The 21,197-nt window shown below is 39.8% G+C and carries 23 protein-coding genes and 1 tRNA gene; 11 read left to right on the forward strand and 13 right to left on the reverse strand.

The window, feature by feature from the left end:
• Positions 1-10: 10 nt before the first annotated feature.
• Positions 11-316 carry a hypothetical protein gene (locus tag GSQ74_RS17970; protein WP_158995604.1) on the forward strand — a complete coding sequence of 102 codons (306 nt, stop codon included), beginning with the start codon at positions 11-13 and terminating at the stop codon, positions 314-316.
• Positions 317-319: 3 nt separating this feature from the next.
• Here GSQ74_RS17970 and GSQ74_RS17975 read toward each other — a convergent pair whose 3' ends face one another.
• From GSQ74_RS17975 to mgrA, 3 genes are all read right to left on the reverse strand, one after another.
• The gene (locus tag GSQ74_RS17975; protein ID WP_158995605.1) at positions 320-1,414 is read right to left on the reverse strand and encodes an AI-2E family transporter; all 1,095 of its coding nucleotides are present in this window, start codon (positions 1,412-1,414) and stop codon (positions 320-322) included.
• Between the two features lie 97 nt (positions 1,415-1,511).
• On the reverse strand, positions 1,512-2,486 hold the full coding sequence (locus GSQ74_RS17980; protein WP_158995606.1) for a Gfo/Idh/MocA family protein: 975 nt from the start codon (positions 2,484-2,486) through the stop codon (positions 1,512-1,514).
• Positions 2,487-2,583: 97 nt separating this feature from the next.
• Complete coding sequence (gene mgrA, locus GSQ74_RS17985; RefSeq protein WP_158995607.1) at positions 2,584-3,573, reverse strand: L-glyceraldehyde 3-phosphate reductase; 990 nt, start codon at positions 3,571-3,573, stop codon at positions 2,584-2,586.
• A 209-nt stretch (positions 3,574-3,782) separates the two neighbouring features.
• On the opposite strand from mgrA, the gene GSQ74_RS17990 reads away from it, so the two are divergent.
• The 3 genes from GSQ74_RS17990 to GSQ74_RS18000 are packed head-to-tail and all read left to right on the forward strand — an operon-like array spanning position 3,783 to position 5,029.
• Positions 3,783-4,259: an RNA polymerase sigma factor gene (locus tag GSQ74_RS17990; RefSeq protein ID WP_158995608.1), complete on the forward strand. Its 477-nt coding sequence runs from the start codon at positions 3,783-3,785 to the stop codon at positions 4,257-4,259.
• Positions 4,243-4,839: a hypothetical protein gene (locus tag GSQ74_RS17995; protein ID WP_158995609.1), complete on the forward strand. Its 597-nt coding sequence runs from the start codon at positions 4,243-4,245 to the stop codon at positions 4,837-4,839. The genes GSQ74_RS17990 and GSQ74_RS17995 overlap by 17 nt, the downstream gene beginning before the upstream one ends.
• Positions 4,829-5,029, forward strand: coding sequence for a hypothetical protein (locus GSQ74_RS18000; protein ID WP_158995610.1), 201 nt, complete (start codon positions 4,829-4,831; stop codon positions 5,027-5,029). The genes GSQ74_RS17995 and GSQ74_RS18000 overlap by 11 nt, the downstream gene beginning before the upstream one ends.
• A 209-nt stretch (positions 5,030-5,238) precedes the next feature.
• Here the strand turns inward: GSQ74_RS18000 and GSQ74_RS18005 are convergent, their stop codons facing one another.
• Together GSQ74_RS18005 and GSQ74_RS18010 are read right to left on the reverse strand one after the other, a co-directional pair.
• Positions 5,239-6,549, reverse strand: coding sequence for a folylpolyglutamate synthase/dihydrofolate synthase family protein (locus GSQ74_RS18005; RefSeq protein WP_158995611.1), 1,311 nt, complete (start codon positions 6,547-6,549; stop codon positions 5,239-5,241).
• 11 nt (positions 6,550-6,560) lie between these two features.
• Positions 6,561-7,046, reverse strand: coding sequence for an ABC transporter ATPase (locus GSQ74_RS18010; RefSeq protein ID WP_158995612.1), 486 nt, complete (start codon positions 7,044-7,046; stop codon positions 6,561-6,563).
• 45 nt (positions 7,047-7,091) lie between these two features.
• Here GSQ74_RS18010 and GSQ74_RS18015 point away from each other — a divergent pair, with 45 nt between their 5' ends.
• Positions 7,092-7,574, forward strand: a complete 483-nt coding sequence (locus tag GSQ74_RS18015) for a hypothetical protein (protein WP_158995613.1) — start codon at positions 7,092-7,094, stop codon at positions 7,572-7,574.
• Between the two features lie 118 nt (positions 7,575-7,692).
• Here the strand turns inward: GSQ74_RS18015 and GSQ74_RS18020 are convergent, their stop codons facing one another.
• Both GSQ74_RS18020 and GSQ74_RS18025 read right to left on the reverse strand, forming a co-directional pair.
• Positions 7,693-8,460, reverse strand: coding sequence for a (Fe-S)-binding protein (locus tag GSQ74_RS18020; protein ID WP_254060954.1), 768 nt, complete (start codon positions 8,458-8,460; stop codon positions 7,693-7,695).
• A 128-nt stretch (positions 8,461-8,588) separates the two neighbouring features.
• A complete protein-coding gene (locus GSQ74_RS18025) occupies positions 8,589-9,896 on the reverse strand; it encodes a (Fe-S)-binding protein (protein ID WP_158995615.1) in 1,308 nt (435 codons plus the stop codon).
• A 161-nt stretch (positions 9,897-10,057) separates the two neighbouring features.
• Between GSQ74_RS18025 and GSQ74_RS18030 the strand changes: the two genes are divergently transcribed.
• The 4 genes from GSQ74_RS18030 to GSQ74_RS18045 all read left to right on the forward strand — a co-directional run bounded on the left by GSQ74_RS18030 (position 10,058) and on the right by GSQ74_RS18045 (position 13,094).
• Positions 10,058-10,130: transfer RNA gene (locus GSQ74_RS18030), tRNA-Phe, on the forward strand.
• Positions 10,131-10,325: 195 nt separating this feature from the next.
• Positions 10,326-11,633: a phage integrase SAM-like domain-containing protein gene (locus GSQ74_RS18035; RefSeq protein WP_158995616.1), complete on the forward strand. Its 1,308-nt coding sequence runs from the start codon at positions 10,326-10,328 to the stop codon at positions 11,631-11,633.
• Between the two features lie 644 nt (positions 11,634-12,277).
• Complete coding sequence (locus GSQ74_RS18040) at positions 12,278-12,763, forward strand: MauE/DoxX family redox-associated membrane protein (RefSeq protein ID WP_158995617.1); 486 nt, start codon at positions 12,278-12,280, stop codon at positions 12,761-12,763.
• Complete coding sequence (locus GSQ74_RS18045) at positions 12,750-13,094, forward strand: hypothetical protein (protein ID WP_158995618.1); 345 nt, start codon at positions 12,750-12,752, stop codon at positions 13,092-13,094. Before GSQ74_RS18040 ends, GSQ74_RS18045 begins: the two co-directional genes overlap by 14 nt.
• Before the next feature lie 117 nt (positions 13,095-13,211).
• Here the strand turns inward: GSQ74_RS18045 and GSQ74_RS18050 are convergent, their stop codons facing one another.
• From GSQ74_RS18050 to GSQ74_RS18075, 6 genes are all read right to left on the reverse strand, one after another.
• Positions 13,212-13,658: a protein-disulfide reductase DsbD domain-containing protein gene (locus GSQ74_RS18050; RefSeq protein ID WP_158995619.1), complete on the reverse strand. Its 447-nt coding sequence runs from the start codon at positions 13,656-13,658 to the stop codon at positions 13,212-13,214.
• A gap of 9 nt (positions 13,659-13,667) precedes the next feature.
• On the reverse strand, positions 13,668-15,215 hold the full coding sequence (locus GSQ74_RS18055; RefSeq protein ID WP_158995620.1) for a TlpA disulfide reductase family protein: 1,548 nt from the start codon (positions 15,213-15,215) through the stop codon (positions 13,668-13,670).
• 116 nt (positions 15,216-15,331) lie between these two features.
• Positions 15,332-15,940, reverse strand: coding sequence for a RagB/SusD family nutrient uptake outer membrane protein (locus GSQ74_RS18060; protein WP_158995621.1), 609 nt, complete (start codon positions 15,938-15,940; stop codon positions 15,332-15,334).
• A 153-nt stretch (positions 15,941-16,093) separates the two neighbouring features.
• Positions 16,094-16,840 (reverse strand): IS21-like element helper ATPase IstB, encoded by a 747-nt coding sequence (gene istB, locus GSQ74_RS18065; protein WP_008507945.1) that lies wholly within the window; start codon positions 16,838-16,840, stop codon positions 16,094-16,096.
• A 20-nt stretch (positions 16,841-16,860) separates the two neighbouring features.
• Positions 16,861-18,414 (reverse strand): IS21 family transposase, encoded by a 1,554-nt coding sequence (gene istA / locus GSQ74_RS18070; protein WP_158995622.1) that lies wholly within the window; start codon positions 18,412-18,414, stop codon positions 16,861-16,863.
• A 204-nt stretch (positions 18,415-18,618) separates the two neighbouring features.
• Positions 18,619-18,900, reverse strand: a complete 282-nt coding sequence (locus tag GSQ74_RS18075) for a hypothetical protein (protein ID WP_158995623.1) — start codon at positions 18,898-18,900, stop codon at positions 18,619-18,621.
• Positions 18,901-19,524: 624 nt separating this feature from the next.
• Here GSQ74_RS18075 and GSQ74_RS18080 point away from each other — a divergent pair.
• Positions 19,525-20,094, forward strand: a complete 570-nt coding sequence (locus GSQ74_RS18080; RefSeq protein ID WP_158995624.1) for a Crp/Fnr family transcriptional regulator — start codon at positions 19,525-19,527, stop codon at positions 20,092-20,094.
• A gap of 78 nt (positions 20,095-20,172) precedes the next feature.
• Positions 20,173-21,036, forward strand: a complete 864-nt coding sequence (locus GSQ74_RS18085) for an SDR family oxidoreductase (RefSeq protein ID WP_158995625.1) — start codon at positions 20,173-20,175, stop codon at positions 21,034-21,036.
• The last annotated feature ends 161 nt before the right edge of the window (positions 21,037-21,197 follow it).

A 21,197-nucleotide genomic window follows, 5' to 3' on the forward strand; every position in this document is an offset into this window, starting at 1 on the left:
TAGGCCGATCATGAAAATCAGTCAAATTGCGGCAAAAGCTGTTGTACGTGTATTCCTTTTGCTGTTGCTTATTTCTACCATTCCTTTTTTAGAGGGGAACAACCCAAAGTTACAAAACTTTCAGTTTGTTGTCCATCGAAAATGGACACTGGTATTCCCATCTATATTAATAGTGGGCTTTGTTACGCTATTGGTTTTGTGCACCATAAAAAAATACAAACAGATTGACCTTAACTGGTTACTGGTTGTAAATACACTGGTATTACTAGCTTATTTTTTGACAATAGCTTTGGTGGTGTACAGGCAGATAAGTTAAGAATTACTCAGTTTTCATATCTTTTTCTGCCGATTCCTTGTACTCGTAGCTGCCACCCATCAAAAATCCCCAAGGTTTAAGGGTCTCAACGCGGTCGAAGATGATTTTGAAAATAGCGATGGTCGGGATTGATAAAAACATACCCGATAACCCCCATATCATCTCTCCAAAAACAATCCCTAAAAAAGTAATTAACGCGTTGAGGCGTACTTTTGAACCTACTATAGTCGGTAGTAACAGGTTTGAATCGATGGCGTGTATAGCCACAACACTTACGGCCACTTCTATGGCATCTTTAACAGATCCTGTTGCAAATGTGATGATAGAACTTAATAATAAGGCTGAGAAAATACCGAGGTAAGGTATAATATTAAACAGGCCTACAAGCAGCCCCAACAGTACCGCGTATTTTATGCCGATGATCCAGAAAATGGTACAAGCAACTGTGGCGACAATACCCATCTCCAATAATAAACCCAATATATACTGCCTTAAAATGCTTTGTATATTTTCGGCAATATCCACCACAATTGATTTGTTGGTTTCATCAAATACCCATACAATAAAACGGAAAAGTAACCTGCGATAAAACAAGATAAAGAACGTGAATATCATCATGAATACGTAAAACAACATAAGTGATGATATTGCCCCGAAAGTAGTACCCAATACACTAGTGCCGGATTCAATGATCTTTTTGGTTGTATTGTTTACGTAAGTCATTTGTTTGGCAGCGTTTATATGGAACGCATCCGATACCCAACTTTGCAAATTGATAACCGAATCAGAAACCTGACTTTTTAATTGTGGCCAGTCATCAGCCAAATTTGATACCTGCGAACCAACCAGGTAGCCAATGCCAAAAACAAAACCGATAAGTAACAGGATAGATAGCAATGAAGATGCACTACGCGGCAAACGGCATTTTCTTTCGAAGAAATTAGATACAGGCAATAAAAGTATAGCAAACAAAAAGCCAAACATCAGCGGGTCAAGTACATCCTTAGCCTGGATTACCAGGTACCCCAACGCGATGAACCCTACAAGTACTAATGAAAGTTTTTCGTAAAAAGGATGGGTAGCTTTTTTTACTGCCATATGTGTAAATTATTTTTAGGGTAACAGGGTTTGGTAGTATATGTTTTGAAGATACTACAATTACACGGCAAATGAATTTCCTTTGATTAGTTTTTTGTTATTTAGTTGTAAAAGCATCCATAATTTTCATCAAAGTAACCGCTTCTTCAATCGTGCATGGGTTAGTCCCTTCGCCTTTAAAGTAAGCTACTATTTTGGTGATCATAGGCTGCTGTATATGTTCTGGATGAACAAACTCAACGGTCTTTTCTTCGTCCCCGGTTTTCAAGGTGACAAAATTCCCAAAGAAAGGAAATGTTATTTTTCCTTTTGTGCCGATGATCTCGCAACTATCTATCGTTTCGCTTTCCGCCACATTAAAGCACCACGAACCATTAACTACTACCTTGTTTTTAAATAATATTTGTCCGCATACATGATCATCTGCAGGAGTTGCTTCCGATTGATTCAGTGAGAACCCATTATAAAGCTTAGGGTCGCCAAAAAAATATAGCATCAAATCCAGTTGGTGAGGAGCCAGGTCATGAAAATATCCACCGCCCGAGACATCGGGTTGTACACGCCAGTTAGTAGCTACATCAGCCACCAATTTTGGTTTGCGCGCTTGCCACATGCGTATTTGTACGGTACGTACATCCCCTATAACATCACTATTAAGCAAAGCCTTGACATGTAAAAACATAGGAACGGCCCTGCGGTAATGTGCCACAGTAAGTTTTAAACCGCTTTTTTTAACAGCATCAGCCATTTGCTCTGCTTCGGCAGCATTACGGGTGACCGGCTTTTCTACATAAACATTAAAACCTTTATTTAATGCTGATACAGCATAATCCAAATGCGACGATGGGGGAGTAGCAATATACACAGCGTTTATACCGGCTTCTGCCATCATTTTATCAGCATCACTATACCATTTTTCTACATGGTGCCTTTGAGCATAATCTTCGGCTTTTTCAGCATCTCGGCGCATAACGGCAACAAGTTTGCTGCCCGGCACTTTGTTAAATGCTGGTCCGCTTTTTTTCTCAGTCACATCGCCGCAACCTATTATGCCCCAATTAATATCGCTCATTTAGCCCCCTCTAAATCTCCCCCGGTAGGGGAGACTTTGTGTTTATTTAAAGTATTTGTTTTTATAGCCCTCCCTACCGGGGAGGGTTGGGTGGGGCCTATTTCAATATCCCCTCAATCTTCTCCAATTCTTCTTTAGAGAAAACAATGTTATCCAAACATTTCAGCGAATCCGCTAATTGTTCAGGCTTACTCGCGCCAATCAATACGGATGTAACGCGCGGATCTTTCAATATCCATGACAGTGCCATTTGCGCTAATGATTGTCCGCGTTGTTTAGCAAGTTCGTTCAATTGTTTAATTTCTTCCAAACGTTTAGGTGTGATCTGGCTGGTTTGCAGAAAGCCACTTGCTTTTGCAGCACGTGAATCTTCAGGGATACCATGCAGGTATTTATTAGTCAGCATGCCCTGTGCTAATGGTGAAAATGGTATACAACCCACACCTTCAGCCTCCAAAACATCCAATAAACCACCTTCAACCCAACGCTCAAACATGGAGTATTTGGGTTGGTGGATGAGGCATGGCGTGCCTAATTGCTTTAATATTTTTATAGCCTTATCAGCTTCTTCTGCCTGGTAGTTGGATATACCCACATACAAAGCCTTACCCTGGCGAACGATCAAATCCAAAGCACCCATGGTTTCTTCAAGCGGGGTATTCGGATCTGGTCTGTGGTGATAAAAAATATCTACATAATCCAGTCCCATGCGTTTAAGGCTCTGATCTAAACTGGATACCAAATATTTTTTTGATCCCCAGTCGCCATAAGGGCCTTCCCACATATTGTAACCTGCTTTACTGGATATGATGAGCTCATCACGATAAGCACTGAAATCTTCCTTTAAAAGTTTTCCAAAATTTGTTTCAGCCGAACCCGGAGGCGGCCCATAATTGTTAGCCAAATCAAAATGGGTGATACCGCTATCAAAAGCTAAGTGCAAAATTTTGCGGTAATTTTCCATCACATCCACATGGCCAAAGTTGTGCCACAGACCCAGCGAAACCGCCGGTAATAGGATGCCGCTTTTACCGCAACGGCGGTATTGCATGTTTTTATATCTATCAGCAGAAGGTACGTATGTCATCTTTTTAAAATAGGTGTTAATTGAGGTAAAAATAGAACTTTTTCTGTCGGAATCAGGATTTTAAGAATTAAGAAATTTTTAGAATGATAAGCTATTTCTGTAAATTCAAAAATCCTGTAATTCCGGTTCAGACAAACTGTAACATTTCAAAAGTCATCGTATCTAACCCGGCATAAAAAATATAAATACTTATCTGCCTAAAGCTAAATATGGATTTTGAACAAATATATAACCAATACTCGCCCCAGATATTTAGGGTGTGCATGGGCTATGTAAATGATTATGAGCAGGCAAAGGATTTAACGCAAGAAACATTCATCTCGGTATGGCGAAATCTATCAACGTTCAGGAATCAATCCAAAATTAGTACCTGGATATTCCGCATCGCTACCAATAATTGCCTAAGGGCTTTAGAAAAGAATAGCCGCATAACTAAAGTAGAGCTACCTTTTCACTTACCCGATGTGCCGGAAGAAACGCAGGAAGATAAACTAACCTTCTTGTACAACTGCATTGCCGAATTGGAAGAGATCGACAGAATTATCATTTCTTTAGTATTGGAGGATTTGCCGCAGGCGGAGATTGCCGCTATTGTGGGTTTAAGCCATGGTAATATCAGGATAAAGGTTCACCGCATAAAAGATAAACTGGCCACTAAATTTAAGGATCATGGACAATTTGAATGATTTAAAAGCGATATGGCTAACCGCGAAAACCGATAGTCTGCCAGATTCGCACGAAATGGTACACATCATCAGAAAATTCCGTAACAAAAAATTACTGAAGATAGTTGCGCTGGTGATTACAATGATTTTGCTAATAGGAATAATGATATGGGTGATTTTTGTTTATAAATCAACCATGTTAAGCACTCGCTTTGGCGAAGCATTTATCATCATCTCCGGAATCATATTTGTGTCAACCAATCTAAATTCGTTGCTGAGGTTTTATAAACTCAGGGTATGTAGCAACAAGGAATTCCTGCAGTTTTTGGAGCAAACACGTTTAAGGCAACAGTTTTATTATCGGCGTACGCAGGTGGTGGCTATGGCTTTTTGTGCTACTGGCTTACTGGCATATTTGTACGAAGGTGCTTATAAAAACACCATGTTATTCATTGGCGCGTATACAGGAACAGTTCTATATCTTTTAGTATTATGGTTTGTAGTGAGGCCGCGGGTATTTAAAAAAGAAGAGAAAAAAATAAACGCACAAATAGAAAAACTGGAATCTATATCAAAACAAATAAATAACGATGAAATTTAAAAAATACCCATTACAAATAAGACTATTAATATGCATTGGATTGTTAATGGTTACCACCCCTACATTAATCAATGATTGGTTCCCCTTACCTCATTTTGTTCGAGGTGCATTAGTTGGTGTCGGTTTGGGTTTAGAAATAAGCGGCTTGATTAAAATAAATAGATTAAGAAAGACCGGCGCGTCCTGCTAAGTATCTGTATAAAATAAAGCGTCATTGCTGTAAGGAACGAAGCAATTTCTACACAGGCAAGGCGATTAGAAAAGCATTGAACCGGCAGAGCCGCTCTGTAAGGTATAGAGATTGCTTCGTACCTCGCAATGACGATAGTTTTATCATTTTTAAACAGCTTCTAAAAAAAATCAGATCCTGAAAATCTGCTAAATCTGTTAAATCCTGGTTCAGACAACCTCAGCCACAACAAAGGTACTGCCGCCAACAAATACTAAATCATCTTTTTGCGCATTTTTTTGTGCCGATTGATAGGCTGCTTTTACGTTGGGATAGATCTCGCCAACTAGTCCGAAGCTTTCCGCTTGGTGTTTCAGACTTTCAGCCTCTAAACCTCTTGGAATATCCGGTTTGCAAAAGTAATAGGTGGCATCTGTGGGCAGCATACTTAATACTTTGCTAATGTCCTTATCATTCACCATCCCAATCACAAAATGCAGGTGCTGATAAGGCGTAGCGGTAATGTTCTTTAACACTTCCTGTATCCCTTCCGGATTATGCCCGGTATCACAAATAGTAAGCGGATCGATACTTAAAACTTCCCACCGGCCATGTAAACCTGTAAGGGTTTTAACCTGACGTAAGGCTATTTGTAAGTGCTCATCGGTAATTACAAACCCCTGTTCACGCAATTGCTTAACTGCGGAAAGAACTGTTTTTATGTTTTTAAGTTGATAACTGCCTGTGAGATCAAGTTGTAGGTTGTAGGTTGTAAGTTGTGAGCTGTTACTTTGAATTTGCAGATCTATTAAATCCCGGCTTTTCACTTTCAACTTTTCACTTTCAACTTTTAACTTCACCTCAAAATCGTCTGAGGCAAAACTAATATCTGCTTCCTCTTTAGCTGCTTTTTGTAAGAAGATGTTAGCGATATCCGGCTGGTATTCGCCAATAATAACCGGTACACTATGTTTTATAATTCCGGCTTTTTCACCTGCAATAAGTTGTAGGGTATCACCCAAAATATTCATATGATCCCAGCCAATATTGGTGATAACCGATAGGAGCGGAGTGATGATATTGGTAGAATCCAACCTTCCACCCAAGCCAACTTCAATAACGGCTATATCTACTTTTTCCTTCGCGAAGATGTCAAAAGCTAATCCAACCGTCATTTCAAAAAAGGAAGGACTGATAGTTTCAAAATCTTTTTGATGATCGGCTACAAAGTCAATTACCTGCTGTTCGCTGATCATTTCGCCATTTATACGAACCCGCTCCCTGAAATCGCGCAGGTGCGGCGAGGTGTATAAGCCTGTTTTATAGCCAGCCGTTTGCAGAACAGCCGCCAGCATGTGCGAGGTTGAGCCTTTGCCGTTTGTACCGGCAATATGCACGCTTTTAAATTTATCCTGCGGGTTATCAAGCCTTTTGCATAACTCGATAGTATTGGTCAAATCTTCTTTATATGCTGATGATCCCACGCGGGTAAACATGGGGAGTTGCGTATACAGGTATTGTAAAGTTTCGGCGTAATCCATGGTAGATAGGATTATTGGGCAAGTAATGAGCTGAATAATTGAATGTGCCAGCTATCTTTAAAAGGTACTTCCCATTTAGTTTCCAGCTCAGTTAAGTTTTGCACCATGTTATTGAACACTGTGGTGTTGGCATCAATGGTTTTGTTTGAAATCAACCCCTCAAAAGTATGGCGTGGGACAGATAATATCTGTTCACCGCTACGATAAGCTAAATTAAACCGGTCGAATAAATTGATGCCAAGCTCTTGTTCAATATCTTTCATAAAACGCACCGATTTATCAATTGAGCAACCGCTGGCACCTGCCTGGCTTTCATCCACAATCAAAACAATAAAGCGATTGTATCTAATTTCCGCTTTAGCTTTAAGCTGATTGTTGTGCGCTGTCCAGCCGATAGTGAAATTATCCAGCATAATTTGCAACTTAATTACATCTGCATCGTTTAGCTGTTTATCCGATTGGTATACCCAAACCCGTGAGTTTTGTGAAAATTGCATGCGCAAATTTAGTATTTTATTAACTTTGGAAAGAGTGGTGATGTCATGATAAAATCAGTTCTGCAAAAAACGAAAAAACTTTATTTCTTAGGTACGGTAGTATTACTGGCTATAGTACATTTTAGCTTTAAACCGGCCATGACTGAGCAGGAAATGCTTAGCTGGAGTAATAAGTGCTTAACTGAATCCTATGATCCATCCGGCCAAGCCAAATTAAAAAAATGGGAATTGGTATTAACCGATGATGCTTTCATCCGGCTGCGTAAAACTTATATCAACGGCAAGCAGGAATATTTCTCTTTTCAACTGCACCGCTTTACGGATATGAATTACCTGGGCAGCACTGTTAACGGCACCTTGCAACTAAAAGCCGTTGCAGATGACATCATAGTGCAAACGTATGATGATCCACATGAAGATATAGATACCATGGCAACCCAATTAAATATCCCTGTTAAAAACATGGAACCGGAAAGGTTGGATAGCTTACAGATGGTGTTGAATTATTTTAAGAATAAGAGTTTGTAAAGATTAATTTACTACTCTTGTCATTCTGAGCGGAGCGAAGAATCTATCGATAGGCATTTGCGCCATTTATAACAGATAGATTCTTCGTTCCTCAGAATGACAAGACGGATTTTATAACCTACAATCTATTCGCCCTAACCGTAATCTCGGCAATATCCAATACCTTAATTTCGTCCTCTTTATCACGATGTTTTACGCCATCGGTCAACATGGTCATGCAAAACGGACAAGCCGCTGCCACTACTGTCGCGTTGATGGAGATGACCTCATCAATACGCTCATCGTTTATTTCTTTGTTGCCTTTTTCGGCTTCCTTAAACATTTGAGCGCCACCTGCACCGCAACATAATCCGTTTGATTTACAGCGTTTCATTTCAACCAGTTCAGTATCTAAAATCTCTAAAGCCCTGCGAGGAGCTTCATAAACATTATTTCCACGGCCTAAATAGCAAGGGTCATGATATGTGATGCGTTTGCCTTTAAAGCTTTCACCACCTTCTGCTTTTAGTTTACCTTCGTCAATAAGCTGCTGTATCAGTTGGGTGTGGTGTATCACCTCGTAAGTACCACCTAAACCCGGATATTCATTTTTTATGGTGTTGAAGCAATGCGGACAACCGGTAACTATTTTTTTGATGTTATAGCCGTTCAATACCTCAATGTTGGTCATAGCCTGCATCTGGAACAAAAACTCATTGCCAGCTCGTTTAGCAGGGTCTCCTGTGCAGCTTTCTTCAGTGCCTAAAACAGCATAGCTCATACCTACATGCTGCAATATTTTGCAGATGTCGCGTGTTATTTTTTGTGCCCGCTCATCAAAACTTCCGGCGCATCCAACCCAAAATAATATTTCAGGTTCTTTGCCTTCGGCAAGCATTTCGGCCATAGTAGGCACTTTAAAGGTTTCGGATTTCGAATTTTCAATTTCGGAGTTGCCGTTCACTTCAGGATTTATATCTTCCATTTTATAATTTCTCTATCATCTGCACATACGCACATCAGCATATCTGCACATTATTTGTTCTCTGCCCAATTAAACCTATCCGCCTGCGAATATTTCCACGGTGCGCCATTATTCTCCATATTGCCAAACATGTTGTTTAAGCTGGCAGGTGCTTGTGCATCTTCCATTACAGAATAGCGGCGCAGCTCGGTAATAATTTCCAATGGGTTTATATTTACCGGGCAAGCCTCAACACAAGCATTACAGCTAGTGCAGGCCCAAATCTCTTCACGGGTGATATAAGTATCTAAAAGCGTTTTCCCATCATCATGATCTTTACCATTCATATCGATATTTTTACCAACCTCCGTGATCCTATCGCGTGTATCCATCATGATCTTTCGTGGCGATAATAGCTTACCGGTAATATTTGCCGGGCAAACCGATGTACAACGCCCGCATTCGGTGCAGGTATAGGCTTCCATCAGGTTTTTCCAGGTAAGGTCGGTTACATCCTTAGCGCCGAAACGACTTACTTCGCCCTCTGCCGGTGCAGGAGGTGTGAATGATGGATCGAGCATCGCCTTAACTTCATTAGTAACCGATGGCATATTGGTGAATTTACCCTTAAGGCTTAAGTTAGAATAGTAAACATTAGGGAAAGCAAGCAGGATATGGAAATGCTTGGAATAGGGTAGGTAGTTTAAAAATGCCAATATCCCGCAAATATGGAACCACCAGCAAACCCGCTCCGTAATTACCAAAGCATGCGCACTGCTCGGCAATAACGGAGCAATTAAACTGCTAACCGGGAAATTGCCTGCCTTTATATATTCGCCAAAATGCAGTGCCTGTAATTTATAATCGGCAGCATTCATGGTTAAAAATGCCGTCATCAGCAATATCTCAATACAAAGAATATAGTTAGCATCTGATTTTGGCCATTCAGTCATCTCCACACCGCTAAAGCGCTTCAAGTGAATGATGTTTCTGCGGATAAGAAAAACCACGCAGGATGTAAGCACCAAAACCGCCAGTACCTCAAAGCTGCCTATTAGCAAGCCATATAAACTGCCCAACGGTTTTGAAAATACCCGATGCGAACCAAAGATGCCATCAATCATGATTTCCATTACCTCCAAATTGATGATAATGAAACCCACATAGATGAAAAAGTGCATTACCGCGGCAACAGGGCGCTTAACCATTTTGGTTTGCCCCAAGGCTACCTTTGCCATTATCCTCCAGCGTTTTGCAGGTTGATCCGATCGATCAGTATCTTTCCCCAATAAAATATTACGTCGTATTTTGCCCACATTTTTACTAAATAAGTAAATAGCGGCTACCAGTATGATAATAAAGATTAATTGGCCAATCATTATGCGTGCATAGTATATTTCAAATATAGTTAATTGGTTGAATTGGCAAATAGTTGTGTGAATTTAAATTATTGCCAATGAAAATCAGCTATTTAAAACCTTTTTTACAAAAAAGTTTCGATAAATAAAAAAACAAGCTACATTTGCACTCCTCAAAGGGAGGTACCATAGCTCAGTCGGTAGAGCAAAGGACTGAAAATCCTTGTGTCCCTGGTTCGAATCCAGGTGGTACCACAAAATTAAAAAAGGTCTTTTTCGTTAGAAAAAGGCCTTTTTTCGTATATTTAGGCACTTTCTAATGGCTAATGCCGACTGTCAGGAACGATCCGTTCCGATAGCTTTTACATAATTTTTTGTTTAACCCCGCGAAAAAAGGGCACAAATAGGGCACAAAACTATTTGACCTCTTTCGCTAAAACAGATTATGTCATGGCTACCGTAGGTATTAAAATCCACAAACACCACAAAAAAGCAGACGGAACTTACAATGTAAAAATCAGGGTTGCACACAAAGGGAAGAAAAAATACATCGATACCCTCCACTTTGTTGTCGACAAGCAACTTACCGCCAAATGTGTCCTCAAGGATGCGACCTTAAAACAGATCCTGAATAAGACCCTCGATGACTATCGGGTAACGATCAGTAACCTCGGCCCTAAACTTGAATTCTTTAATGCGGAAACTTTAAGGAACCATTTAAGGGATAAGGACGAACCGATGGATTTTTTTAAATTCTGTCAGAATCATATCGCAGAATTAGAAAAGGAAATGCGTGCCGGATCAGCAGGTACGCTAAAAACAGTATTATTCAGCCTCAAAGACTATTTCAATCAGAATACTTTATCCCCACTTGAAATTAATGAATGGATGCTGGCTTCTTATGAAAAGTACCTGCGTGGCAAACGTGAGATAAAGCGGATGAACCAGGGTGAATTGCGTAAAAGGATCGTAAAAGGAATGACAGACGGAGCTGTGCATAATCATTTCCGTGATCTGCGTATTCTGTTTAAGGCGGCAATGAAGCATTTTAATAAACCGCAAATAGGGCAAATACGAATTCCTTATTGCCCATTCGATAATTATAAGATTGTAGATACCCCGGAAACCAGGAAACGCAATTTAGATGTTGAAAGAATTAAGCTAATTAGGGATTGTATAGTTGAACCAGGAAGCCGCGCTGAGATGGCACGCGACCTATTTATGTTATCCTTTTATCTGTGCGGAACTAACGCGGTCGATCTTTATCATTTGACCAGCGACAACATAAAGAAAGGGCGCGTTGAATACAATAGAACAAAAACCAAGCGAAGAAAGGACAATGCATTTATCAGCATTAAGTTAATAAAGGAAGCAAAACCTATTTTGGAAAAGTACCTGGGTAACTTTCATACCCGTTATTGCCGGTCACAAGCATTAGACCGAGCTATAAAGCAAGGAATGGAGGTGGTTAATAAGAACGCCGGACTATCGGGCATAACCTATTATTGGGCACGGCATAGCTTTGGCAACCTTGCACGAAACAAATGCCGAATGAGCAAGGATGATGTAGCACTGGCGCTTAACCATGTGGATCAAGGGAACAAAGTGACCGATATTTATATCGAAAAAGACTGGAGCATCGTTGATGAAGTACAGGCAAATGTTGTTGAATTGTTGGCTGACCGGAACGAGCTGAAAACAAAAAGATTAATAAACCCAATTGAACAAAGAAGAACCATGCGTTTAGTAAGCGCATAATAATTTCAAAGCTTATGAGAACATTTATTTTATTATGCCTCACATCCATTATCGGTACAATGGCATTTCTTGCAGCGACATCCTTACCAAATAAGTTACCAGCTTTTTTAATTGGATTCGGCGTATGGATACTTTTTTTTATTTACCTGGCGAAGCGAACCCGGAGATACGCTAACCCTTATCCTCGGATCATATTACACGCTTACTATTGTAGTAAATGCCAATCAATTATTGCACAAATCACTGCTGCGCCATTTGTGTGCTATTTTCTGATAGATTGACCATTCTTAAACAAAATTTTATACATAGTATAAAACACTTTGTAGATAGGTATTTAAACCATTCGCAAAGTATTACTGATAATCAACCTTTTTGCGTCATACAACGATTTGGAGTGAAGTCATTTGCCATCTAACTTTATATCATTGATTCTTGAAAATAGTTGTTCCAATTTACCTGATGACATCATTTCGTTGATATTTGGTTGCTGACTTTCAAGAATGATTAACAGCTTAATTAAACATTTAAGTAATACAAAGAGAAAGGAGCTTGGTGACAAACAGGATCAAATTAAAATGCAGGTTACGCACCTGCCGATAACAGACGTTATCGATTGATTTAATGATGGATAATTCTACATCCTTATGGAAAGTGTAATAATAAACAATTCAAGATTTCAAATTTCAAACCTTGTAAAGGAAAGAATAGTAATCGCTATAAGATGGCTATGTATGGCCCTATTTGTCTATACTGCCTATGCCAAAATAATAGATCATGACCGTTTTTTAAATGGTCTGATGAATGTGCATATCATCAGTGGCTTTTCCGTAATAATCTCATTTTTAGTTCCAAGAATTGAAATTGTAATTGCCGTCTTATTATTAATTCCAATTACTGCAAAGCAGGGCCTATATAGCTTTATTGTCGTAATGGCAATATTTACAGTGTATATTATCAGCGCTTTGATGTTGGAAAAGAACTTACCGTGCCTTTGTGGAGGAGCCATCGAAAAGCTTAGCTGGTCGCAGCATATATGGCTCAATCTTGCTTTTATTATATTAGCTGTCTTTGCTCTTCAGCTCATTATTTTAAATAAATCTTCAAAAATTAAAAAAAATGAAAAATTTTAAACAAATAGCCTTTGGCGTATTGGTATGCGCATTGGCAATAAGTTTCAGTGCATTTAACAATGCAAATGGCCATAGCCTTAAAGTAACTAAGGATTCAAAAGGTCGGTTACTCTTTACAGAGAGATATTTTCGCGCTGCTCCAGGAGGACATGACACAAGCCCTGCTGATTACATTTATTCATCTAGCCCAAATGCTAACTGTCTTTCTTCGAGTGACGTATGTTCTGCAGAGTTTACCACCAGTAACCCGCCCGTTAACGGTGATGCTCCATCTGGGTCACCGGCGTATGTGACAGGCAGTGACGCAAGTGGTGATTGGAACGGTAATTAATCTTTAAAAAAAAGAAAGAATCAGGTTTAATAGAAACCTGATTCTTTTTATTCACCTAAGGAATGGATTTATTTACTTGATATCATATTAAAACCATTCAAACCCTCGATAAAGCGGCTATTGTATTTGAACATTAAACTCTACATTTTCTGGAGGAAGACATTTTTCATCATTACAAACCATAAAGTTTATCTTGCCTTTTAACACAAATCCATTTTTGATAACCCTTATCTTTTGCTGAAAAACAACCGACTTTTCAAAATAGTGGACATTCATTTTAAAATTAGGTTCGAATTTAGTTGCCGATTTTGGCTCAGTTAATTTACCGATAAGGGTATATTCCTTCGAACGTGAAAAGGTAAACGAAGTTTTTATTGGGCCCCCGTCCGGCTGCATAGTTGAATAAATATGCCAGCCATTATCAATTGTTGCTTTAACATAAACCATTGTTTTCTTTTCGCTCAATTTTTTAATAGCGTAACTCCATCTAACAGGTGTTAAGATTTGCCCGAACGCATTCGCAATGAACAATATTGAAAACAAAACCAAGATTATTTTTTTCATATAGGTTTTTTATTTGACTTGTAAAGCACCATTAATTTCCTTTATAAGCGGTTCCCCATTTTCGACGTCCGGACGTATTGGAGTTGATGAGAACAATTTGCCTTCTTTATCTATGATCAAAAGCGATGGATACGAACCATCAGGTACATAAGCTTTTATAAATGGATTATTGGGCCCTGTACCTGCTGTATATAAGTATTTGGTGGTGGATGTAGTATAGTGTGTATAATGTTTACCCACTAAATTTTTGTCAATACTCTTTATCCATAAATTTCTATCTTCATCAATGCAAAGGCTCACAAAAACAACGTCAGCCCGATCTCTAAAAACCTCTTCAACATGAGGCAATGCGGCAGCTACATGCACACATCCGCTACAGCCGGAAAACCACATATCTACAAAGACCACTTTCCCTTTAAAATCTGCCAAATGAACCGTTTTACCATTAACATCTTTAAAATCAAAATCTTTGACAGGTTCCCCTCTAGCATATGTGTTTTTAAGCTGCTCAACAATTGATTTAAAATAGGCACTTTGCATCACGGCTAAGGCGTTTTCTAAATATTCGGGCTGCAAATCATTTTTTCCGGTTAGTTGAATTAACCAATATGCTAAAAGCTTATCACGCAATGTGCCTGCATACTGTTTAGTAATTGCAGGAAAGTAATTTCGATCATATATAGAGATATTTTCATTCTGACTTATCCTGTCATATATCACTCCTAAGCGGATTTTTAAGTATAAATAGTTTATGTACTCGGGGGATAAATTTGCTTTATCATTCCCGCTAAAGTAGTCCGACCTTTGCGTAAGTTCTTTGTACGCATTGGCAAGACCAGGTTCCATCTTTTTTCCTGGTGTAAAAAAAAGGCCCTGCAAACCAACAATCCGATAAACGAATGAACGATTAAGACCGATAATATCGGCTCGGACTATAGAATATGCAAAAGGAGATAATATGGATTTATAACCTGATAGGACATCAAGCTGTACGTTTAAAATCGAATCTTTCTGCCGCAGCCATTTTTCAATATTAGAATGTATATAATCATGAGAATCAGTTGTAAGGCAATTTTTTTCGTTGCTATCCAATTGCATAATTCTATTAGAAGCATATTGGGCCTCGAAAAGACTGGAACCCTTGCCTGTATAATACTGCGATTGCTTTTTAAAAACGACATGAATACTGTCTCCGGCTTCGATTAGGTAGTTGGCAATATCGCCATCGCCTGATAAATTTCCAAACCTGCTATCTCTCTTGCTCGATAGAAATAATGAAAAATGGAAAGGTAAGTTACCCGTCAGTATTTCAAACTTAAACTCACCATTGGCGTCAACAGTTGCAGTTAACGTTCGGGTGGAAAATCGTTCTGGTGATCCGTCAACTAAAAACGGCCCCTGTAATACCATAGATAACGTATCATGTTTTAAGTTATCGTCAACTTTTCCCGTGACATAGGTAACGCTTTGATTTTCAAATTCAAAAGCTTTTTGTTGCGCTGACAAATTATTAATATTGGTTAATGCTAATAGGATTATTATTCTTAATACTTTCATATATAGTTATTTAAGGCTTACTAACCTTTATATTTATAAATAGGGTTTTGGTAAGCTATTATTTGCTTATTTATTTTTTCTATGTCCTTGAATACCATAAATTTCGATATCTATTGCTATCGTGGATTTTGCTCCAATCCTCCCGTAGTTGTTTCAATGGGGTCTAAAGGAAGTACATATTTAGGCGAGTTTGGCGGAAGCGTAATTAATTGTCCGTTAACCGTTCGAGTTAGAGTAACCTGGAACCGTGGATCTTTATTTAATCTGCGTAAATCTGACCACCTAAGATTTCGGAAACAAAGTTCTTTTCGGCGTTCAGCCAGGATCAGCGCTAATGCTGCGTCGGCACTGGAAGCCGTTAAATTGGTGAATGTGCCTGTTAAATACCTGGTTTGCAATAAAGTATTCAAATCATTTAGCGCAGCTGTGGTATTACTCGCGCGAGCGTAACATTCAGCCCGAATAAGATAGATTTCATCTGTTGCTATGCCCCCAAAAAAATAGGAGTAAAGACCCGTATAACTGCCCTGAAAGGCTATGTTTTTTCTCCTGTTTGTAAAAAAATAAAAACTGGGTCGCAAATCGTTTGAATTGTATGATTTATATAAAGTTGAATCTACAATGAGATCGAGCGTAGGATAAAAGGAAATATAGCTTATTAATGCAGTTGAGAAAACTACTTCTTTATTAAATTCTGGAAAAGGGGCTTCATATGTTGGAGTCATTTGATTTAAATTCATTAACGCCCCTTGTTGTATATTATGGAGATGTTGACCACCCTATTTCGGGCCAAATTGACCCAGGGGTTAGCTGACTTTTGGGTTGCAGCAAATGCTGTAAAAGCATGTACAAAAATAGTTATTTAAAAGGTAATTTCATTAATGGCTGTTTTCCGGTTCAACACTACGTTTTCTTCTCATAGATTCTCCCTTTAGCTCGATACGGTGTGCATCATGAACGATCCGGTCGAGGATCGCATCAGCAACCGTTTTTTCACCGATCACTTCAAACCATTTACTGACTGGTAGCTGCGAAGTAATGATCAGCGAGGTCTTACCATGCCTGTCCTCAATGATCTCCATTAGTGCCGCCCTGCTTTGTGCATCAAAAGGCTGGATACCAAAGTCGTCGAGTATGAGCAATTGCTGTCTTTCGATCTTAGCCAGCTCTTTCATGTAGGAGCCATCCGCCTTAGCCATCTTCAGTTTAGCAAATAGTTTAGGCGTACTGGTGTACAATACCCGGTAGCCCAATACACAGGCCTGGTAACCCACAGCAGAAGCAATATAGCTTTTACCGATACCGGTACTCCCGGTGATCAGCAGGTTCTCGAAGCGGTCAACAAACGTACAATCTGCCAGGCGCATGATCTGGTTGCGGTCAATACTTCGGTCGGCATGATAATGAACATCTTCAATTGAAGCTTTATAGCGGAACCGGGCATACAGGATCGTGCGTTCGATACGCCTGTTCTGCCGGTCGTCCCATTCTGCATCTACCAGGTGGGCCAGTAGTTCATCTGCTGTGTAATCGTTTGTTTTACCGGTTTCCATACTGCTTTTAAAGGCATGGAACATGCCGAAGAACTTCATCTTCCGCAGTTTGTCTAAGGTACTTGTGTTCATGTTATTGTTGTTTTAAATGGTTATTTGTAATAGTCTTTTCCCCGGATATTACCATGATCAGGCATGGGTAGCTCATCGGCAAATATGCTTTCCTCATAGTTGTCCATCTTGTTTTCCAATATGGTTTGTATCGTTTTATAGCTATAAAGGCCATAACTGAGCCCTCGCTGACAGGCCATTATTAACCGTTCGTTTCCTGCTTTTTTTGCAAAGCCAAGTACCCCCAGGCAGGATTTGTAAGCCTGTTCGGGGTGTTGTTTACGCTCCAGTATCTGAAGGATATATAGCCTGACATCCTCATGAATGGAGGCCGCCCAATTGAGGAACATATCTGGTGTCCAGTCACTTTTAAAGCGGTGAGCGCTGGCCATGTGTTCTTTGTCAGTAGTATAACCATAGGGGTTCTTTTCGCGCGGGTGCAAAGCGATACGCTCATAATTGGAGTAGATCTCTACAATAGTGCGGGAGTATAATAGCTTAACCCGCTTGCCGATGAAGCGGTAAGGCACACTGTAATAGTGTTTATCAGGGCCGAGATTGACATGGCCATTCTTGATCACCCTGGCATAAAAGTGCTTTTTGAACTGGTAACGCAGGACAGGCAGTGGTGCTAGGGTTTGGCGCTCGATCTCTTCAAACTGTAGCCTGCGGCTATAGTTGCGGCCCTTGAGCAACTGGCTGTTATGGACTTCCAGGGCCTGCCAGATCGCCGTATTGAGTTCTGATAAAGAATGGTAGATATGCTTGTTTAAAGGGGCGTATACCTTGGTATAAATGATCTTAACGGCACCTTCTACCAATGCTTTGTCGCGCGGGCGGTACGCCCGCGCTGGTAATATGGTAGTCCCATAATGGTCGGCGAAGTCTTCAAATGTTTCGTTAAGGGTTGGTTCATAGCGGCTGCTTTTGGTTACAGCCGCCTTCAGGTTATCCGGTACAATGGCGGCAGGAACGCCGCCGATAAAGTGCAGGGTATTCTCGCAGGCTGCGATAAAGTCTTCCTTTTGCTGGCTCATAACAGCCTCTACATAGGTGAGCTGGCTGGCACCAAGGATTGCTACAAAGACTTCTACTTCAATGACTTCACCGGTTTCTTTGTCCGTATAGTTCATCTTTTCACCCGCAAAATCGACGTATAGCTTGTCCCCGGCCTTGTGATCCATGTGCATGGTCGGGTTGACCCTGGTCTTCCATTGGTTGTAATACGTGCAAAACTGGGTATACTTATAGCCGTCGGGAAACTCTTTGATATAAGCTTCCCACAGGAGCTGCCGGTTCATACCGGTCTTTTTGAGCTCTTTATCGACATGTGGAAAGCAGCGCAGCATGGATTGCATACGGCTGCTTGGCTGGTTGTTTTCCCTGGTCTTGCCGAAAAGGTCTTCCAGTTCCTTATCATTCAGGTTATTAACTTCTTCAAAGGTAAAGCCGCTCTTCTTAAGGACCGCCAGGTACTTTCTTACGGTATTCCGGGATGATTCAATCTGGGCAGCTATAAATCGCGTGCTACGCCCCTGGCTGTTCATCCTTAAAATCTTTCTAATCTTACTCATGCTGATTGTCAAATTGGCCATCTTAGAACGGGTCTTTGCCCTCAAAAGATGGTTGCTTCTACAGCATTTGCTACGCGTTTTGGTGGGTCAGTTTGCCCCGAAATGCCCTGGTCAGTTTGCCCCGAAACGGTGGGTCAGCTTGCGCCGAAATGGTGTGGTCTCATTCATCATAATCTCCAATATAGGGTTGTTTTAGCTTACAAATCGACAAAAATGAGCGATCCCTTATTCCTGAAAAGTGTCAACGTTTCTAGTGTCTTGCACCTTCTTAGCGAGGTCAACAACGGTCAAAAGATAGCCCTCCTGAATATTAATAAAGTCTTCTGTTTCTAATTTCCTCGCGGCTTTAAGTTCTTCTTTCAACTCGGCATTTTGCTCTTTCAAGCTTCTGATTTCATCCCCTTTATCTGCAATGATTTCATCTTTGGTTCGGCCTGTGTTCCATTGGTCAATAGTTTTAAGGTAAGCTAAGAAATTTTTTAAATGCTGCTTATTTCTGAACGCCATTGCGTGCCTTGAAGTATAGCGGTTTTTTACTTTTAATTCGCCGGCGGCATCGTCAATTATTTCCCAAACGTGAGTAAAGAACTCTTTTTTCGCAAGGTGTTAACTCGATTAAAATGTTGATAATCAATTAATTAAAATCAATTCGGTGCGTGGTGTTTTTCCATTGAAGTACGCACCTAATTACGCTCATTTTTGTTGCGATTTGGTGCATAATATGGTGTTTTGATGCAATAAAAAAGGCTGCAAACCTTAGATTTGCAGCCTTTTAGCATCTTTTGATATTGTTTTTCGTAGCCCGTAGGGGAATCGAACCTTGTCCGTAACCCACTGGTTATCAATGTGTTTTAAGCTATAATCTTTTGACTCATCGAATTACTCACTGCAACTTTTTGCCTGTTTGTAGCTGTAAACCGTTACACTAAGTTATGTAAAATTTCCATAAAATCAAAGAAAAAAATTCATGCTGGATGTTTGAAAGTATTGATATTCAGTCGAGAATGTTCTATTGATCATTTACTTAAGTAACTAAATTACTTCTGTCCTATGCTCTGTTCATAACTGACAGATTATATTTATTTACCAAATGGTAAATAAACTGCACGCGATAAATTCGATATTTAACCTATGGAAGAGTTCATTAATTACATATTGAAGTTTGGCAATCTGAATAAGCAGCAAACAGATTTCATTATGACCAAAGCAAAAACGCTGGAACTTCATAAAGATGAATATTTTTCAGAAGCCGGAAAGATCCCCCGGCAAGTTGGATTTCTTCTAAAAGGGGTAATTCGTTTCTGCTATTATAACAACAAAGGCGAAGAGATCACTCATTCATTCAGTGAAGAGAATCATTTTGTTTCGGACCAGCAAAAGTTTGAGGCACAAGTGTTAGCTTCTGAGTATATACAGGCGGTTACCAATTGTACATTGCTTGTTTTTTCAAAGAAAGATTGGGACGAGATCGGAAATACAATTGTTGGGTGGGAAGCTATTACAGGTCTGATAGTAAAAAATTGTTTGTTAAAAACGCTTGAAAGAAGGAGCCCATTAGTTTCAGAAGATGCAACCACCCGTTATTTATTATTCATTGAACAATTCCCTGGTCTTGTCAATCGTATTGCTCTTTCTCATATTGCTTCTTACCTCGGGATCACCCAACAATCATTAAGCAGAATAAGAAAAAATATCAGTTAAAATTGCTTTTTACCAAATGATAAAAGATTTCTTTTTTTAGATGCCAACCTTTGCCTCATTATTTTAAATAACAAAAAAATGAGCAAAAAAGTCGTATTAATTACAGGAACGAATAGCGGTTTCGGATGGCTTATCGCCAAGTCCGTTGCGGCTTTGGGGCATAAAGTTTATGCTACGATTAGAGATACCGAAGGTAAAAATGCTGACAAAGCAAAAGCCCTCGCACGGATAGAAAATGTTACTGTTTTGGATGTGTCACTAACTGATGAAACAAGTGTAAAAAAAGCTATTGAAGCGATCATCGCAAAAGAAGGAACGATTGACGTTTTGGTAAACAATGCCGGTGCCGCGATGTTCGGTGTCGCCGAAAGTTCTACTACTGAAGATGTGCAGCGGATGTTTGATATCAATGTCTTCGCGCCATGGAGATTGGTAAAGTTAACATTACCATTTATGCGCAAACAATCAGAAGGCTTAATTATTAACGTTTCAAGCGGATATGGCAGATTTTCCGCTCCTTTTTCTGTGGTATACAGTGCTTCAAAGTTTGCTTTGGAAGGTTTAAGCGAAGGTTTGCATTATGAAGTACGCCCTTTAGGTGTTGATATAGCTATTATTCAACCAGGCGCTTTCCCTACTGAAATATCGCAAAATATACAGGTTGGTTCTGACGCATCAGTTGCTGACGATTATAAAGCGATCGCTGACGTTCCAAATAAAATGTTCGCAGCCATCGGACAAATGTTTGAAACTGCAAAGCCAGATCCGCAGGAAGTTGCGGATGCGATAGTAAACCTGATCAATTTACCGAAAGGTCAAAGGCCATTAAGGACAGTTGTTGATTCTTCAACAGGAGATATCACTAAAAGGGCCAACGACGCCGTTAAAGTTGAATTCAAAAAAGTTTTGACGGCATTCGGGATGGAAGATCTGTTAGCGTAAAAGATTGTTTTTATAAATACCGGTTCCAAATGCCTCCGGTCAAACGCTGACTTTGTTGGTAAAGTGGTTTAGTTTGTGCCCATTTAGAGCCAACTAAAACCACTTCACTTCATTTAAAACAGCGATTTGATCGACAAACTGGTTCAAATTCTGCCCAGCCT

The sequence above is a fragment of the Mucilaginibacter sp. L196 genome, assembly GCF_009765905.1.
Taxonomy (GTDB): domain Bacteria; phylum Bacteroidota; class Bacteroidia; order Sphingobacteriales; family Sphingobacteriaceae; genus Mucilaginibacter.